This is a genomic window from Hydrophilobacter chitinilyticus, assembly GCF_049860745.1.
In the GTDB taxonomy this organism is placed as follows: domain Bacteria; phylum Pseudomonadota; class Gammaproteobacteria; order Burkholderiales; family Burkholderiaceae_C; genus Rhodoferax_B.
This window is the reverse complement of sequence record NZ_CP187561.1, coordinates 2,761,463-2,776,046: the sequence shown is the minus strand read 5'-3', so window position 1 is coordinate 2,776,046 and position 14,584 is coordinate 2,761,463. Positions and strand designations below refer to the sequence as shown.

At 61.9% G+C, this 14,584-nt stretch carries 16 protein-coding genes; 11 read left to right on the top strand and 5 right to left on the bottom strand.

Annotation, left to right across the window (positions count from 1 at the left end; genetic code table 11):
- The first annotated feature begins 104 nt into the window (after positions 1-104).
- The 6 genes from ACPWMG_RS12250 (at position 105) to moeA (ending at position 5,799) form a co-directional block, all read left to right on the top strand.
- Positions 105-872 carry an amino acid ABC transporter ATP-binding protein gene (locus tag ACPWMG_RS12250; RefSeq protein ID WP_483304914.1) on the top strand — a complete coding sequence of 256 codons (768 nt, stop codon included), beginning with the start codon at positions 105-107 and terminating at the stop codon, positions 870-872.
- A 13-nt stretch (positions 873-885) separates the two neighbouring features.
- A complete protein-coding gene (locus tag ACPWMG_RS12245; RefSeq protein WP_483304913.1) occupies positions 886-1,335 on the top strand; it encodes a type II 3-dehydroquinate dehydratase in 450 nt (149 codons plus the stop codon).
- Positions 1,332-2,420, top strand: a complete 1,089-nt coding sequence (locus ACPWMG_RS12240) for a Gfo/Idh/MocA family protein (protein WP_483304912.1) — start codon at positions 1,332-1,334, stop codon at positions 2,418-2,420. Before ACPWMG_RS12245 ends, ACPWMG_RS12240 begins: the two co-directional genes overlap by 4 nt.
- A gap of 127 nt (positions 2,421-2,547) precedes the next feature.
- On the top strand, positions 2,548-3,711 hold the full coding sequence (gene moaA, locus ACPWMG_RS12235; protein WP_483304911.1) for a GTP 3',8-cyclase MoaA: 1,164 nt from the start codon (positions 2,548-2,550) through the stop codon (positions 3,709-3,711).
- A 31-nt stretch (positions 3,712-3,742) separates the two neighbouring features.
- Positions 3,743-4,405: a molybdenum cofactor guanylyltransferase MobA gene (gene mobA / locus ACPWMG_RS12230; RefSeq protein WP_483304910.1), complete on the top strand. Its 663-nt coding sequence runs from the start codon at positions 3,743-3,745 to the stop codon at positions 4,403-4,405.
- Entirely contained in the window at positions 4,402-5,799 is a 1,398-nt protein-coding gene (gene moeA / locus ACPWMG_RS12225) for a molybdopterin molybdotransferase MoeA (RefSeq protein WP_483304909.1), read from the top strand. The genes mobA and moeA overlap by 4 nt, the downstream gene beginning before the upstream one ends.
- An 8-nt stretch (positions 5,800-5,807) precedes the next feature.
- Here the strand turns inward: moeA and ACPWMG_RS12220 are convergent, their stop codons facing one another.
- Positions 5,808-6,857 carry a diguanylate cyclase gene (locus ACPWMG_RS12220; protein WP_483304908.1) on the bottom strand — a complete coding sequence of 350 codons (1,050 nt, stop codon included), beginning with the start codon at positions 6,855-6,857 and terminating at the stop codon, positions 5,808-5,810.
- 661 nt (positions 6,858-7,518) lie between these two features.
- Between ACPWMG_RS12220 and ACPWMG_RS12215 the strand changes: the two genes are divergently transcribed.
- Together ACPWMG_RS12215 and ACPWMG_RS12210 are read left to right on the top strand one after the other, a co-directional pair.
- Entirely contained in the window at positions 7,519-9,114 is a 1,596-nt protein-coding gene (locus ACPWMG_RS12215) for an arylsulfatase (protein WP_483304907.1), read from the top strand.
- A gap of 86 nt (positions 9,115-9,200) precedes the next feature.
- The gene (locus ACPWMG_RS12210) at positions 9,201-10,190 is read left to right on the top strand and encodes an HAD family hydrolase (RefSeq protein ID WP_483304906.1); all 990 of its coding nucleotides are present in this window, start codon (positions 9,201-9,203) and stop codon (positions 10,188-10,190) included.
- Between the two features lie 48 nt (positions 10,191-10,238).
- Here ACPWMG_RS12210 and ACPWMG_RS12205 read toward each other — a convergent pair whose 3' ends face one another.
- Both ACPWMG_RS12205 and ACPWMG_RS12200 read right to left on the bottom strand, forming a co-directional pair.
- Positions 10,239-10,718: a GNAT family N-acetyltransferase gene (locus ACPWMG_RS12205; protein WP_483305238.1), complete on the bottom strand. Its 480-nt coding sequence runs from the start codon at positions 10,716-10,718 to the stop codon at positions 10,239-10,241.
- A gap of 80 nt (positions 10,719-10,798) precedes the next feature.
- Positions 10,799-11,386, bottom strand: coding sequence for a helix-turn-helix domain-containing protein (locus ACPWMG_RS12200; RefSeq protein WP_483305237.1), 588 nt, complete (start codon positions 11,384-11,386; stop codon positions 10,799-10,801).
- 116 nt (positions 11,387-11,502) lie between these two features.
- On the opposite strand from ACPWMG_RS12200, the gene ACPWMG_RS12195 reads away from it, so the two are divergent.
- Together ACPWMG_RS12195 and ACPWMG_RS12190 are read left to right on the top strand one after the other, a co-directional pair.
- On the top strand, positions 11,503-12,000 hold the full coding sequence (locus tag ACPWMG_RS12195; RefSeq protein WP_483304905.1) for a helix-turn-helix domain-containing protein: 498 nt from the start codon (positions 11,503-11,505) through the stop codon (positions 11,998-12,000).
- Positions 11,993-12,694, top strand: coding sequence for a nucleotidyl transferase AbiEii/AbiGii toxin family protein (locus ACPWMG_RS12190; protein WP_483304904.1), 702 nt, complete (start codon positions 11,993-11,995; stop codon positions 12,692-12,694). Before ACPWMG_RS12195 ends, ACPWMG_RS12190 begins: the two co-directional genes overlap by 8 nt.
- Before the next feature lie 21 nt (positions 12,695-12,715).
- On the opposite strand, the gene ACPWMG_RS12185 is transcribed toward ACPWMG_RS12190, so the two are convergent.
- Complete coding sequence (locus ACPWMG_RS12185; RefSeq protein ID WP_483304903.1) at positions 12,716-13,438, bottom strand: hypothetical protein; 723 nt, start codon at positions 13,436-13,438, stop codon at positions 12,716-12,718.
- A gap of 198 nt (positions 13,439-13,636) precedes the next feature.
- On the opposite strand from ACPWMG_RS12185, the gene ACPWMG_RS12180 reads away from it, so the two are divergent.
- Positions 13,637-13,837, top strand: a complete 201-nt coding sequence (locus ACPWMG_RS12180) for a hypothetical protein (RefSeq protein WP_483304902.1) — start codon at positions 13,637-13,639, stop codon at positions 13,835-13,837.
- Between the two features lie 27 nt (positions 13,838-13,864).
- Here ACPWMG_RS12180 and ACPWMG_RS12175 read toward each other — a convergent pair whose 3' ends face one another.
- A complete protein-coding gene (locus ACPWMG_RS12175) occupies positions 13,865-14,296 on the bottom strand; it encodes a GreA/GreB family elongation factor (protein WP_483304901.1) in 432 nt (143 codons plus the stop codon).
- Positions 14,297-14,584: the final 288 nt, after the last annotated feature.

Sequence of the window (14,584 nt, the reverse complement as noted above, 5' to 3'; positions counted from 1 at the left end):
TGGCCCGGCAAAGCCGGTTCCACGGCGCCCCCGCCTGGGGGCGCGCCGACACCAAGCTAATTTTCGTTGCGCCTCAAGCCCGCAGTAATCAGAAGAGTCTAGAGATGAACTCACACAGCACCAGTCAGTCCGCGCCCATCATCCGCATGGCGGGCGTGCAGAAATGGTACGGCGCGTACCACGCGTTGAAGAACATCAACTTCGAGGTACAAGCCGGTCAGCGCATCGTGTTGTGTGGGCCTTCGGGCTCGGGCAAATCGACACTGGTGCGCTGCATCAACCATCTTGAAAGCTGCCAGGAAGGCAAGATCATTGTGGACGGCGTGGACGTCAGCGCCGGCCATGGCAAAGACATCGACAAGGTGCGCCAGGAAGTGGGCATGGTGTTCCAGCAGTTCAACCTGTTTCCGCACCTGACGGTGCTAGAGAACTGCATGCTCGCCCCGGTGAAAACCGGCAAGATGAACAAGGAACAAGCCCGCGCCGCTGCCATGAAACACCTGCAGCGTGTGCGTGTAGCCGACCAGGCCGGCAAACACCCGGCGCAGCTCTCGGGCGGCCAGCAGCAACGTGTGGCGATTGCGCGCGCGCTGTGTATGGACCCGAAGATCATGCTGTTCGACGAGCCCACTTCGGCGCTCGACCCCGAGATGGTGAAAGAAGTGCTGGACACCATGATCAGCCTGGCAGAGACCGGCGTGACCATGATTTGCGTGACCCACGAAATGGGCTTTGCCAAAGCCGTGGCCGACCGCGTGATCTTCATGGCCGAAGGCGAAATCGTCGAAGAGGCCGCACCGGCCGAATTCTTCGGCAACCCGCAGCACCAGCGCACCAAGACGTTCCTCGGCCAGATCCTGGCACAACACTAAAAAGACACACGACATGACGCAGACCGTCTTCATCCTCAACGGCCCCAACCTCAACCTGCTGGGCGAGCGGGAGCCCCACATCTACGGCCATGAAACCCTGGCCATGATCGAACAGAACTGCATCGCACGCGGCAAGGAACACGGCTTCACCATCGACTTCCGCCAGTCGAACATCGAAGGCGAGATCATCAACAGCGTGCACGAGGCACGCAAGAAGGCGCAAGCCATCATCATCAACCCGGCGGGTTTTTCGTTCACGTCGATTGCGCTGCTCGATTCGCTGAAGGCCTTCGACGGCATCAAGCTTGAAGTGCACTTGTCGAACATCCACCGCCGCGAAGCGATTTATCACAACTCGCTGGTGTCGAAGACCGCCGACGCCGTGATCGCCGGCCTGGGCGCCGATGGCTACATCCTGGCACTGGACGCCTTGCGCCGCAAATTCGACGCTGCGGCCAAATGAATACACCCGCCACCAAAAATCCCCCGCAGAACGCGCTCCGTATTGGCCTGATGGGCGCCGGCCTGATCGGCCGCGAACACGCCGCATTGGTGCTCAAGCACCCCGGCACGGTGCTCACCGCCATCGCCGATCCATCGCCCGAAGCCAAGGCCTATGCCGCTTCGATCGGCGTGCCGCTGTACGAGCAGTACCGCGACATGCTTGAAAAAGAGCAGCTCGACGCCGTCATCGTCGCCCTGCCCAACGCCTTGCACGTGGAGGCCGGCCTGGCCTGCGTGGCGCGCAAGCTGCCGATGTTGATGGAAAAGCCGATTGCCGAAAGCGTGGCCGCCTCATTGCAATTGGTGCAAGCCGCCGAGGCCGCCAACGTGCCTATGCTGGTAGGCCACCACCGCCGCCACAGCCCCGACATCCGCGAGGCCAAACGCGCCATTGAAGCCGGCGAGCTGGGCGACATCACCGCCGTCAACGGCATGTGGTTGGTGAAGAAACAAGACCACTATTTCGACGCCGAATGGCGCCGCAAGCCCGGCGGCGGGCCGATGCTGATCAACCTGATCCACGAAATCGACTGCCTGCGCACCATGTGCGGCGAGATCGACAGCGTGCAGGCCATCGCCTCCAACAAGGCGCGCGGCTTCGAGGTGGAAGACACGGCCGCCATCATCTTCCAGTTTGCCAGCGGCGCCGTGGGCACATTCTTGATGAGCGACGTGGTGCCCTCACCCTTCACCTACGACGTGACCTCGGGCCAGGCGCTGTACTTTCACCACGAGCCCGAAAACTGCTACTACATTGGGGGCCGCAAAGCCACGCTGGCGCTGCCGATGATGCACCTGTGGGGTTACGAAACGGCCGACGGCGACTGGCGCGACCGCACCGTGCGCCGTGGCCTGCAAACGCCGCGCTCCAGCGCTTACGTCAACCAGTTGGAGAACTTCATCGCCGTGGCGCGGCGCGAGGCCGAGCCCGTGGTGTCGGGCCGCGACGGCATGATGACCCTGGCCGTCACGCTGGCCGTGGACCGCGCGGCACGCGAAGGGCGTGCGGTGCATGTCTCGGAGATGTTTGCAGCCACGGCCTGAAGCGCTTCAAACTTTATAGCTGCACGCGTAAATCAAAAGGGCCCTGGCGGCCCTTTTTGCATAGAGGCTTGGCGTAGGCATACCCACATACCCAAAGGTATTCAGAGCAGTGGACAATAGCGGCCTGATGTCTACCCGTGTGATCCCCGTCGTGGACCAGCGCCGCGCGCAAAGCCTGCCGCCGCTCTGGCAACAAACCGCTGCAGCGCCCGCCGCCCCCGCGGATGGCGTGCTGCGCGACCAAATGGGCCGCCCCTTGCGCGACCTGCGCATCAGCGTCACCGACCGCTGCAACTTCCGCTGCAGCTACTGCATGCCCAAGGAAGTCTTCCACAAAGACTATGCCTACCTGCCACACAGCGCGCTGCTGAGCTTTGAAGAGATCACCCGCCTGGCGCGCCAGTTTGTGGCGCAAGGCGTGCGCAAGATCCGCCTCACCGGCGGCGAGCCCTTGCTGCGCAAGAACCTCGAACAACTGGTGGCCCAACTGGCCGCGCTGCGCACGCCCGAAGGCAACGCACTCGATTTGACGCTGACCACCAACGGCTCGCTGCTGGCCCGCAAGGCGCAAGCACTGAAAGACGCCGGCCTGCAGCGCGTGACCGTGAGCCTGGACGGCCTGGACGACACCGTGTTCCGCAAAATGAACGACGTGGACTTTGCCGTGCGCGATGTGTTGACCGGCATTGAAGCCGCGCAGGCCGCCGGCCTGGGCCCGGTAAAGGTCAACATGGTGGTGCAACGCGGCACCAACGACCACGAGATTTTGCCCATGGCGCGCCATTTCCGTGGCACGGGCGTGGTGCTGCGTTTCATTGAATACATGGACGTGGGCAGCACCAACGGCTGGCGCATGGACCATGTTTTGCCGTCGGCCGAGGTCATCGCTCGCCTGCGCGAAGAACTGCCGCTGGTGCCGCTGGACGCCGCCAGCGTGGGCGAAACCGCGCAACGCTGGGGCTATGCCAATGCCGCTGGCCAGCACGATCCGGCGCTGGGCGAAGTCGGCGTGATCAGCAGCGTGACCCAGGCTTTCTGCCACGACTGCAACCGCGCGCGCATCTCGACCGAAGGCCAGATGTACCTGTGCCTGTTCGCCAGCCAGGGCTACGACCTGCGCGGTTTGCTGCGCAGCGAGGCCAGCACCGACGCCACGTTGGCCAACGCCATCGCCGCCATCTGGCAAGGGCGCGCCGACCGTTACTCAGAATTGCGTGCGAGCCAGCCTGCCGACAACTCTCCCGCTGCCGACCAACCGCGTAGGGTTGAAATGAGCTACATCGGTGGCTGATGTCGCTTAGTTCAAACACATCCCCAAGAAGATGATCTCGCGCCAAGACATCACCGGCATGGTGCTCGCAGGCGGCCAAGGCAGTCGCATGGGCGGGCTCGACAAAGGTCTGCAACTGTTTCACGGCCAGCCGCTGGCGCAAATGGCGCTGGACCGGCTGTTGCCCCAAGTGGGCTGTGTGGCCGTGAACGCACGCCGCCACCTCGACGTCTACGCCACGTGGGGCGCGCCGGTGTGGACCGATGCGCCACGCGCGCCCAACGACGGCGCCGACGATTACGCCGGCCCACTCGCTGGATTTCTGGCCGGCCTGCAGCACTGCGCCACGCCCTGGCTGCTGACCGTGCCGTGCGACACCCCCCTCTTCCCCGGTGACCTGGCCGATCGATTGAGCGAAGCTGTGCTGCGCGACGGCGCCAACCTGGCCATGGCCTGGGCGCCCGCCACACCGGCCGAAATCGCCTCGGGTGCACCAGCCTTGCAGGCGCAACCCGTGTTCTGCCTGCTGCACAAAAGCCTGGCCCCTAGCCTGGCCCACTACCTGGCCACCGGCGGGCGCAAAGTGCGCGCGTGGACGGCGCAGCACCTGTGCAGCCAAGCCGCCTTCAACCAACCCCACGACCACCCGCACGCCTTCAGCAACGCCAATACGGTGGCCGAACTGCGGGTGCTTGAAACGCTCGTCGCGTCATGACCACGCCTCCCCATTTCAGCATCGAAGACATTGCCGCCAGCCTGCCCGACTACAACGCAGACGACCAACATGCGGACCTGGTCACCGCCTTTCTGGCTCGCTGGGTACACCCGGTCAGCGCCACACAAGTGGTGCCACTGCTCGCAGCGCTGGGCCGTGTGGTGGCGCAAGACATCGTCTCGCCGGTCAATGTGCCGCCGCACGACAACGCCGCCATGGACGGTTATGCGTTCGCCTCGGCCAACCTTAGCCCCACTCCGGTCGAGAACTCACACCGCCTGCACATCGCGGGCACCGCGCTTGCGGGCGCGGCCTGGCGTGGCGAAGTCGCGGCCGGTGCATGCGTGAAGATCACCACCGGCGCCGTCATGCCGGCAGGGCTGGACACCGTGGTGCCGCAAGAGCTGGTGCAGACCACGGCCGACGGCCACATCAGCTTTGCCGCCAACGCCGTGCGCGCCGGTGCCAACCGCCGCCGCTGTGGCGAAGACCTGCCGCTGGGCGGCGTGGCCCTGGCCCAGGGCACACGCATCAGCCCGGCCGCGCTGGGCCTGCTCGCCAGCTTGGGCCTGCCCACCGTGCGCGTGTACCGCAAGCTGCGCGTCGCTTACTTTTCTACGGGCGATGAAATCCTGGCGCCCGGCCAGCCGCCACGCGAAGGCGCGGTCTTTGACAGCAACCGCTTCAGCCTGTTTGGCCTGCTCACACGCCTGGGCGTGGAGCTGATCGACCTCGGCGCCGTGGGCGACGAACCGGCCGCACTGGAAGCCGCGTTTCGCCAAGCCGCGCAACAGGCGGACGTGGTCATCACCAGCGGCGGCGTGAGTGTGGGCGAGGCCGACCACACCCGCGCCACCATGCAAAAGCTCGGTGACGTGGCGTTCTGGCGCGTGGCCATGCGCCCAGGCCGGCCCATGGCGGTCGGCCGCATCCACGGCGCTCAAGCCAAATCGGCCTCTACCGCATATTCAGCAAGCGCAAGCAGCTTCGAAAAACATAGCAACAAGACTTTCACCGAACGCTCTGGCACCGGCGCGGGTGGCGCTGTTTTGTTCGGCCTACCGGGCAATCCGGTGGCAGTGATGGTGAGCTTTATCGCCTTTGTGCGCCCGGCTCTTTTGCGCATGATGGGCAGCACCGAAACACCAGCTCCACGCCTGAAGGCACGCACCACACAAGCGATACGCAAGGCTCCTGGCCGCACCGAATACCAGCGCGGCGTGGTCGACTCCGCGCCTGATGGCACGCTGCAAGTGCGCACCACCGGCCACCAAGGTTCGGGGCTGCTCAGCTCCATGGTGCTGGCCAACGGCTTGATTGTTTTGCCACACGACCAGGGCCCGGTGGCGGCAGGCGACTGGGTGGACGTGATGCTGTTTGAAGGCGCGGCCTAGAGTGCGCGTCAGGGCGTCGTTCGGCTCTTCTGCTTGGCCTTGTACATGGCTTGATCGGCCATCTCCAGTAGCTCTTTCTCGTTGACGAATTCGTCTTTACCGGTTTGCGCCACGCCCGAGCTGATAGAAAACTCGGGGAACACAGCGGTGAAAGCCGCGGCGATTTTGTCGGCCACCACACGGGCCACCACCCCGTCGGCTTCGGGCAGGATCACACAAAATTCGTCGCCGCCCACGCGGCACGGAAAGTCAGTGCTGCGGCAGCTCTTGGCAATCGCTTCACCCAGGGCTTGCAGCACTTCATCGCCCTTGGCGTGGCCAAAGGTGTCGTTGATGAACTTGAATTTGTTGACGTCCATGTAGACCAGCGACAAGTGGCTTTTGCGCCGCACCGCTGCGTTCAGCTCTCGCGTCAAGGCCATCATCATCCCGCGCTTGTTGTACAGCTCGGTCAGCGGGTCGCGCTCTGCATGCGTGCTGAGGATTTTCGACTTTTGCTCCAGCGCTCGGGCGTAGGTTTCAATGCGCTTCTTCGCGCTCTCCATCGCACTGAGCAAGGTGCCGATGTAGGTGTCAAACACCAGCGCATTGTCGAAATTCATGAGTTTGTCGAGTGCCCGCAGCACGGCCAGCAAGTGGGCGCGGTCATCGATTTCGCGCGCCAGCACGTCAGCCAGCAAATACTTCAACGTGCATGCGGCTGACAGAAACAATTTGGGCTCAACTCCAATGCGTTTATGCACCAGGCCAATGCGCAAGCGCCCATTCACGTAGTTGCTGCCGTAGTCGCCCGAAAACAGTTCTTGCACATAACGGGTTTGCGCTGCGCGCAAGCGCGACAAGGTATCGGCATCGCCAATCAGCAAGGCGATTTCATCGAACGAGGTTTGCTGCTCGTAAAACTTGGAGACGATGTAGTCCAGGTTGCGCTCGATCACCGGTTGCTGCGCGGCCAGCAGATCCAGCTCGCGCTGCGTCAGGTCTAGCAGCTCTAGGCGGCGGTTGATCTCTATCTCATTGATGTTGAACTGCTCCAACAACGTTTTTTCAATCGCCACGCGCAATCTCCTTTTTGGTCTTTGGTTGGCCCGTCGCGCATGTGCGAACTCGCCAAATGGGTGCTCTCATCGTCTCCCTATTTGTATCATTTTTGCTGCCTGATTGCCGACTCATTTGCGGCTTCTGGCGTACTCAAATCGTGTGATTCTGCGGACTGTCAGCTCTGACAGTATTTGGGGCCCTTGTCACAATTTACCCGCCGTTTGCGGCGCTTGCACAACACGGCAATGCAAGGGTGCGACGTACAGTCAGCTCCGCTTGACCCAGTAGCAGCGCCTTCAGCGCAAGAAGCCAGGGTGCAGAACCACCGGTGCTGTCGATGAGATGACGAATCAAGAATGTCTCCCATTTCTTTTCAGAAATGCCTATAGTCGCATCCAGTCAAAAGACTGTTGCAAGACTTTTGACAGGGCCGTTAAGACATGGGCATCCGACCCTACCCTCTTGTTGGATGCCAGGAAGACACTGCGCAAGGTAGTGCTGATGGGTTGGACGTTCAGGCCAAGCGCCAACCACAGCTGGAAACAGCAAGTTCACGTGATGCAGAAGAAATGCACCACCCGCCAGCGGGCACAAAGCCAAGCTTTGATGCCGGCGTGATCGTCAGTCCGTAAGTCCATTCGTTCTAGTCCCTGCTTTTCAGAAAGAGAAGGAAATGCCATGCAGCCGAAATCTCGCCTTCGAAGCCTTGTCTTCAATCTGTTAATTCCATGTGCTGCCCTGCTTGGTGCCATTGCACCTGCGCAGGCCCAGGCTCCCGCCAAAAAACCCAACATCCTGGTGATCTGGGGTGACGACATCGGCACCTGGAACATCAGCCACAACAACCGCGGCATGATGGGCTACAAGACGCCCAACATCGACCGCATTGCCAAGGAAGGTATTGCCTTCACCGACTACTACGCGCAGCAGTCTTGTACCGCTGGCCGTGCGGCCTTCATCAGCGGTAGCGTACCCGTGCGCTCGGGCATGACCAAGGTGGGTATGCCCGGCGCCAAGGAAGGTTGGCAAAAGACGGATGTGACCATGGCCACTGTGCTGAAAAGCCAAGGCTATGCCACCGGCCAGTTCGGCAAGAACCACCAGGGCGACCGCGACGAACACCTGCCCACCATGCATGGGTTCGACGAGTTCATGGGCAGTCTCTACCACTTGAACGCCGAAGAAGAACCCGAGAACCGCGACTATCCACGCGACATGAAGCTGGCCAGCGGCAAGACCTTCTTCGAGCAGTATGGTCCTCGCGGCGTGCTCAAGTCCAAGGCCGACGGCAAGGGTGGCCAGACGATTGAGAACACCGGCCCGCTGACCAAGAAGCGCATGGAGACGGTGGATGAAGAAACCGAGGCCGCCGCCAAGGACTTCATCACCCGCCAAGTCAAGGAAGGCAAGCCCTTCTTTGTGTGGTGGAACGCCACGCGCATGCACTTCCGCACCCACGTCAAGCCAGAAGACAGGGGCATCTCCGGTCAAGACGAGTACAGCGACGGTATGGTGGGGCACGACATGCTGGTGGGCGACTTGCTCAAGCTGCTCGATGACTTGGGCGTTGCCAACGACACCATCGTGCAGTACTCCACCGACAACGGCCCGCACTACAACACCTGGCCAGATGCTGGCACCACGCCCTTCCGCAGCGAGAAAAACTCCAACTGGGAAGGTGCCTACCGCGTACCCGCTTTTGTGCGCTGGCCGGGCCAGTTCCCCGCAGGCGTGACGCTCAACGGCATCGTGTCGCATGAAGACTGGTTGCCCACGTTTGCCGCCATTGCCGGTGCACCGGACATCAAGGAGAAACTGCTCAAGGGCGTCACGCTGAATGGCCGCCCCTACAAGAACTACATCGACGGCTACAACCAGCTCGACTACCTGACCGGCAAGGCCAAGGAGTCGCCGCGCCATGAGTTCTGGTACGTGAACGACGACGGCCAGATCGTCGCGGCCCGCTACGACGACTGGAAAGCGGTGTTCCTGGAAAACCGTGGCCAAGCCTTCGGCGTGTGGCGCGAGCCATTCACTGAGTTGCGCACGCCCTTGCTGTTCAACCTGCGCCGCGACCCGTTCGAGAAAGCGCAGCACAACTCCAACACCTACAACGACTGGTTCCTGGACCGCGTGTTCATTCTGATCCCGATGCAAGGTTTGGCCGCGAAGTTCTTGCAGACCATGAAGGACTATCCGCCAAGCCAGACACCCGGCTCTTTCAATCTGACCAAGGTTGAAGAGCAAATGAGAAAAGCGGCGTCAGGCAACTAACGCCCACAAACCAAGGGCGCCGTCTGCGAAGGCGGCGCCTTTTTTATCCACCATCGGCGGCTGACCTGTTCGATGAAGGAGTGAAGATGAAGCGTTTCCTACTTGCGGCGGCCACCGCTTTCCTGGCCACCATCACCACCACGGCAGCGTTTGCTGCCGATCCCTTGCCCTCGTGGAACGACACCGGCCCCAAAAAAGCCATCGTCGCGTTTGTCGAGAAGGTCACCACACAAGGCTCGGCCGACTTTGTGCCGGTGCCCGAGCGCATTGCCACGTTCGACAACGATGGCACGCTATGGGCTGAACAACCGGCCTACTTCCAATTGTTCTTCGCCATCGACCGCATCAAGGCATTGGCGCCCAAGCACCCGGAATGGAAGACCAAGGAACCGTTTGCCTCGGTGCTCAAGGGCGACATGAAAGGCTTGGCCGCGTCTGGAGAAAAAGGCCTGCTGCAAATCGTGGCCACGACCCATGCAGGTATGACCACCGACGAATTCGAACAGGTGGTCAACGACTGGGTCGTCAACGCCAGGCATCCCAAGACTGGCAAACCGTTCACCGAAATGGTGTACCAGCCGATGCTGGAACTCATGGCCTACCTGCGCGACAACGGTTTCAAGACCTTCATCGTCTCGGGCGGCGGGATTGAATTCATGCGCCCCTGGGCAGAGCGCATTTATGGCATTCCGCCCGAGCAAGTGGTGGGCTCCTCAGGCGGGTTGAAATTTGAAATGCGTGGCAACGTGCCGGTGCTCGTCAAGCTGCCCACCCTGGTGTTGAACGACGACAAGGAAGGCAAGCCGGTGGGCATTCAACGCCACATCGGCCGCCGCCCCATCGCCGCATTTGGCAATTCGGACGGGGACCTGCAAATGTTGCAATTGACGACCGCAGGCAGCGGCGCACGCTTCGCACTCTACGTGCACCACACCGATGCCGACCGCGAATGGGCGTATGACCGCAAGTCACACATCGGCAAGCTCGACAAGGGACTGGACGAAGCCGCTGCCAAGGGCTGGACGGTGGTGGACATGAAGAACGACTGGAAAAAAATCTTTCCCTGGTCGCCTTGAGGTTTGCGAGCTCTGCGAGGGGCGGGCTTGCCCGCTGCCCTCAACTCGTCAGGCCAGGCTTTTGAAATAGAACGTGGTGCTGCACGGCGCGCCGTCAGGCATCAGTGCGTAGTGGGGCACATCGCCCACACGTTGCCAGCCTGCGCGCTGGTACAGACGCTCGGCGTCGCCGCCGGTTTCGGTGTCCAGCACCAACACCGTCTTGCCTGCCGCCCTCGCCGCCTGGTCCACCGCTGCCATCAGTTGCTGCGCCACACCTTTGCGGCGCGCCCGGCGATGCACCAGCATCTTGGCCACATCGGCGCGGTGCGGCTGGTTGTCTGGCTGGGCGGTGATCAACTGCACCGTCCCAACGACTTGCCCTGGACTTTCTTCGGCCACCAATAACACCCGCTCGCCACGCGCCACACCAGCCAACACACCTTGCCAGAACGCCAGCGCCTTGGCCTGCGGTAATGGGTGCATGAAACTCACCGAAGCGCCGCCCGCGACGCAGTCCAGCAATACATCGGCCAGCGCGTAGGCCATGACCTGGGTGGTGGCATCCGCTTCGGCTTCGCTGGTGGAAACCTGGCGCACGCGAAGGTGCAAAGAAGAAGTGTCTTGGCTCATGCAACTCTCTTGGAAAAAGGCGAACTGGCCAGCGCCACCAGGTAGCGCGCAGGCGACTTGCCGGGGTTATGGAAGACGATCGGTTGATCGAGCCGCATGGCCAGACAGTCACCTGCGGCCAGCGGCCACATCACGTCGCCCACGGTGATCTGCATGCTGCCCTTGATGAGCCAGATTTGCTGGTGCACTTCGTTGTCGCGCACCGCAGAGTCAAGCGCCACGCGCGCCCCCGCAGGGAACAACACCTCCACTAATTGCAACCCGGAGCGCGCTGCCGCCGCACTGGGTGAGAGGTTGCGGCGCACATAGCCTGACGCCGGGTCTGTCCACGTCGCTTGGTCGGCAGAACGCGCCACTGGGCTGGGCTCGGCGGCTGCCATATCTTCAAACAACGAGGCCAGCGCCACACCCAGCGCCGTCGCCAGCCGGTCGAGCACCGCTGCCGTCGGGCTGCTCTCGCCGCGTTCGATCAAAGAAATGTGGGACCGGCTGACCTTGCTGCGCTCAGCCAGCATGTCGAGCGACAGCCCTTGCCGGTCGCGCAGTGCGCGAACCTGGGCCGCAATGCGTTGGTTGATCTCCATAAATTCCAGTTTACTGGAATTCATATCTATTAATAAAAATATTTATCGGTGCTGATTTTTAGAAAATGTTTCTCGTTCTAGACATTTTTGGAGAAATGACTAATATGAGAAACACTATGCCAGCCCAAACTCCCATAAATCCTGAAGCGGTGACAACACACTTGGCAACGCTGGGCGAAAAAATTCGCGCCCATCGAAAAGCCCTACGGGTCAGCGCGACCACCACCGCAGAAGCGGCCGGCCTTTCGCGTGTGACCTTGCACCGGATCGAGAGCGGATCTGCTTCGGTCACGATAGGGGCCTACCTCAATGTGTTGGCAGCACTGGGTTTGCAGATGGAAATCGAAGAGATTCACCAAGCCATCTCAGCTGTGCCTGCCCCGGCACCCGATCGGCAAAACTGGATTCCCGCCCGCGTGCCTTTGGCCGACTACCCGCAACTCAAACAGCTGGCCTGGCAAGTGCACGGCACCGACACGCTTACCCCGATCGAGGCTCTTGGCATTTACGAACGCAACTGGCGCCATCTGGACACCACGGCCATGACGCCCGCAGAGCGCGACCTGGTCGACGCACTGCGCTTGGCGCTTGGCGAAGCACACCGCAATGTTTGAACGCCCACATCACCAACGTATTGCGCAAGCCCTTCAAGCGCTAGACGCAGCTCTGCTACGCGATAACCATTGCCTGTTCGCCGGGGGCACTGTCATCGCGCTGCGCTATGGAGAGTACCGAGAATCCGTGGATATCGACTTTCTGGTGTCTGACGTTGCGGGATACCGCAGCTTGCGGCAACTGCTCACGGGAGCGGACGGGATCATTGCCGTAGTGCGCCAGGGGGCTGAGTTGAGGCAAGTCCGCGAGGTGCGCGCTGACCAATATGGCATTCGCACCATGCTGGAGGTCGAAGGCTTTGAGATCAAATTTGAGATCGTGTTGGAAGCCCGCGTGAAGCTCGCCGAGCCTACGCACGAAGACGTGGTCTGTGACGTCGCCACCCTCACGCCGCTCGACATGGCGACCAGCAAGCTGCTGGCGAATTCGGACCGTTGGCGTGACGACGGCGTGTTCAGCCGCGACCTGATCGACTTGGCCATGATGGCCCCCAAACGCGCACTGTTCACGCAGGCCCTGACCAAGGCCGGGCAAGCCTATGGCGACAACGTGATGCAGGATTTGGCAAAAGCCATCAATGCGTTGGCCACGCGCGAAGGCCGCCTCGAGCGCTGCATGGCGGCCATGGAGATGCAAATCCCCAAAGCCGTTTTATGGCAAAAGATTCGGGCACTGCAGAAGATGCTGCCCTGAGGCAGCACAGCCAATGGCGGCTTAAACGCCTGCCATGTTGTAGTACGCCGACAGCCCGGTGCTGGTCTGCGACATGCTGCCCATCTGCTGCGACAGCTTGATCAACGCGCTTTGCTGCAGCTTGATGGCGGCGCTGCGGCTGGTCAGGGCGTCGACCGTGGCGCTGGTGCGGCTGTCGGCACCGAGTTCCTTGGTGGCGGCCTTGTCGACCAGTTGGCCGAGTTTGCTCAACACCGCTTGGGCCTTGGATGGTGATTCTTTGTAGGCGGCTTCAAACTTGGCCATGTCGAGCGACAGGCTCCCGTCGGCGGCTTTGGTGAAGCCCATGGCGCGCAAGTCGTCGATCTTCGAGAAGTCGGCGGTCATGGCGCGCGTCATGCTGCGGCTGAGATTGCCCACACCGCTGGACTGCGATGCGGCGGTCTTCGTCACCGCCAGCATGGCATTGAAGCTGGCCGAAAAGCTCGCGACGGCCTTGGCCACCTCGTCGCTGGTCGACGTACTGGTCAAGGTGGTGAGGCCTTGCGCGGTGCGCTGGGTCTCGGCAATCGACGCCTTGTATTTGCCCAGCGCGGAAAGATTGGCGCTGGTGGTGTCGAGCTGGCTTTGCAGCCGCGTATCGACCTTTTTCAGGCTTGCGGGTGTGGGATAGACCTTTTCGGTGGTTTGGGCCGTGGTCTGGTTGCTGGTGGCACTGGTGGAGAGCGCAGTGCTGCGGAGAGTGGTCAGTGTGCTGAGGTTCATGTCTGCTTCCTGCCCGCCGAAACGGGAGCCAATCAAAAGCGATTGCCCAGATTTTTGAGCGACACGGCAATTTGTAACGGCCGGATATGCACCCCAAAAGCCCGTCAATTCATGCGCACAAAAGCATGCGGCGCAGGCCTACGGCCCACCAGGCGCGGGCGATTTAAGGTGAACCCATCCACAGCACAGGAGAACGCCATGCCACGCGGCGACAAGTCGGCCTACACCGACAAACAGAAGCGGCAAGCCCGCCACATTGAAAAAAGCTACGAGGAACGCGGCCTGCCCGCAGACGAGGCGGCCAGCCGGGCCTGGGCCACCGTGAACAAGGAGTCCGGCGGCGGCAAGCTCAGCGGTTCGGGGCGCAAGAAGCCGGCCGCCCCGCGCAAGCGTGCCTAGTGGCGACACACCAAGCAACACACGGCATCAATCCAGCCAATCCCCTGCGGCCTCAGGCTGGTAAACCATGGCCTTGAACTTTGCACGCGTGGGCGCACCGCCAGCGCCCAACCACACCAGGTCATCCCCTACTTTGCTGCCGAGCAGAGCCAAGCCGATGGGGGTCAACACATTCACGTTAGCCCCCAAGCCACCGGTGTCTTCGGAAACCTCGCCATTGGGGTAGCGCAACAGCACCTCAAAGTCTTCACCCGTCTGGGCATCGCATAGGCGCACCTGGGAACGCATGGTGGCGACGTCGCTTGGCAACGCCTCTGAGGGCACGATTTCAGCGGCATCGAGCAGCTCAGCCAAGGCGCGGGCGCCAGCAGGCGGCAGAGCTTGATCACGCGAAAGAATACCCTGCAAGCGCGCGTGGTCGAGCGCGGTGAGGGTGCGGTCAAAAAACGAGTTATCCATGAAGCACTCCAACGGTTTGCCCCCTGCACAAGATGAGCGGGGAGCGTGAGGCCCGGGTGTCGCCCGGCAACCGTGGGTGAGCGATGAAAGAGAGAGGGTCGGGTGCCGGGCTTAGAGAAGTGCGGCGCGGTTTCGCATCACCATGTGCTGACCAAAACAGCGCAGGCCAGCCGTGCATCCAGCAGCAACCGGGCAGCCGACGAGGCTGCTCGGCGCAACACGGGCGCAGGCGGTATGGTGATGGAACATGCGCGGAGTTTAGGGCCGGGTCGAATAGGCATACGCCTT

Excerpts from the sequence above, each read along its gene's own strand:
- ACPWMG_RS12200 (WP_483305237.1), bottom strand. The coding sequence starts at position 11,386 with ATGGAGATCAACCAACGCATTGCGGCCCAGGTTCGCGCACTGCGCGAC.
- ACPWMG_RS12240 (WP_483304912.1), top strand. The coding sequence starts at position 1,332 with ATGAATACACCCGCCACCAAAAATCCCCCGCAGAACGCGCTCCGTATT.
- ACPWMG_RS12250 (WP_483304914.1), top strand. The coding sequence starts at position 105 with ATGAACTCACACAGCACCAGTCAGTCCGCGCCCATCATCCGCATGGCG.
- ACPWMG_RS12175 (WP_483304901.1), bottom strand. The coding sequence starts at position 14,296 with ATGGATAACTCGTTTTTTGACCGCACCCTCACCGCGCTCGACCACGCG.
- ACPWMG_RS12180 (WP_483304902.1), top strand. The coding sequence starts at position 13,637 with ATGCCACGCGGCGACAAGTCGGCCTACACCGACAAACAGAAGCGGCAA.
- ACPWMG_RS12215 (WP_483304907.1), top strand. The coding sequence starts at position 7,519 with ATGCAGCCGAAATCTCGCCTTCGAAGCCTTGTCTTCAATCTGTTAATT.
- ACPWMG_RS12195 (WP_483304905.1), top strand. The coding sequence starts at position 11,503 with ATGCCAGCCCAAACTCCCATAAATCCTGAAGCGGTGACAACACACTTG.
- moaA (WP_483304911.1), top strand. The coding sequence starts at position 2,548 with ATGTCTACCCGTGTGATCCCCGTCGTGGACCAGCGCCGCGCGCAAAGC.
- ACPWMG_RS12245 (WP_483304913.1), top strand. The coding sequence starts at position 886 with ATGACGCAGACCGTCTTCATCCTCAACGGCCCCAACCTCAACCTGCTG.
- mobA (WP_483304910.1), top strand. The coding sequence starts at position 3,743 with ATGATCTCGCGCCAAGACATCACCGGCATGGTGCTCGCAGGCGGCCAA.
- ACPWMG_RS12185 (WP_483304903.1), bottom strand. The coding sequence starts at position 13,438 with ATGAACCTCAGCACACTGACCACTCTCCGCAGCACTGCGCTCTCCACC.
- moeA (WP_483304909.1), top strand. The coding sequence starts at position 4,402 with ATGACCACGCCTCCCCATTTCAGCATCGAAGACATTGCCGCCAGCCTG.
- ACPWMG_RS12190 (WP_483304904.1), top strand. The coding sequence starts at position 11,993 with ATGTTTGAACGCCCACATCACCAACGTATTGCGCAAGCCCTTCAAGCG.
- ACPWMG_RS12210 (WP_483304906.1), top strand. The coding sequence starts at position 9,201 with ATGAAGCGTTTCCTACTTGCGGCGGCCACCGCTTTCCTGGCCACCATC.
- ACPWMG_RS12205 (WP_483305238.1), bottom strand. The coding sequence starts at position 10,718 with ATGGCCTACGCGCTGGCCGATGTATTGCTGGACTGCGTCGCGGGCGGC.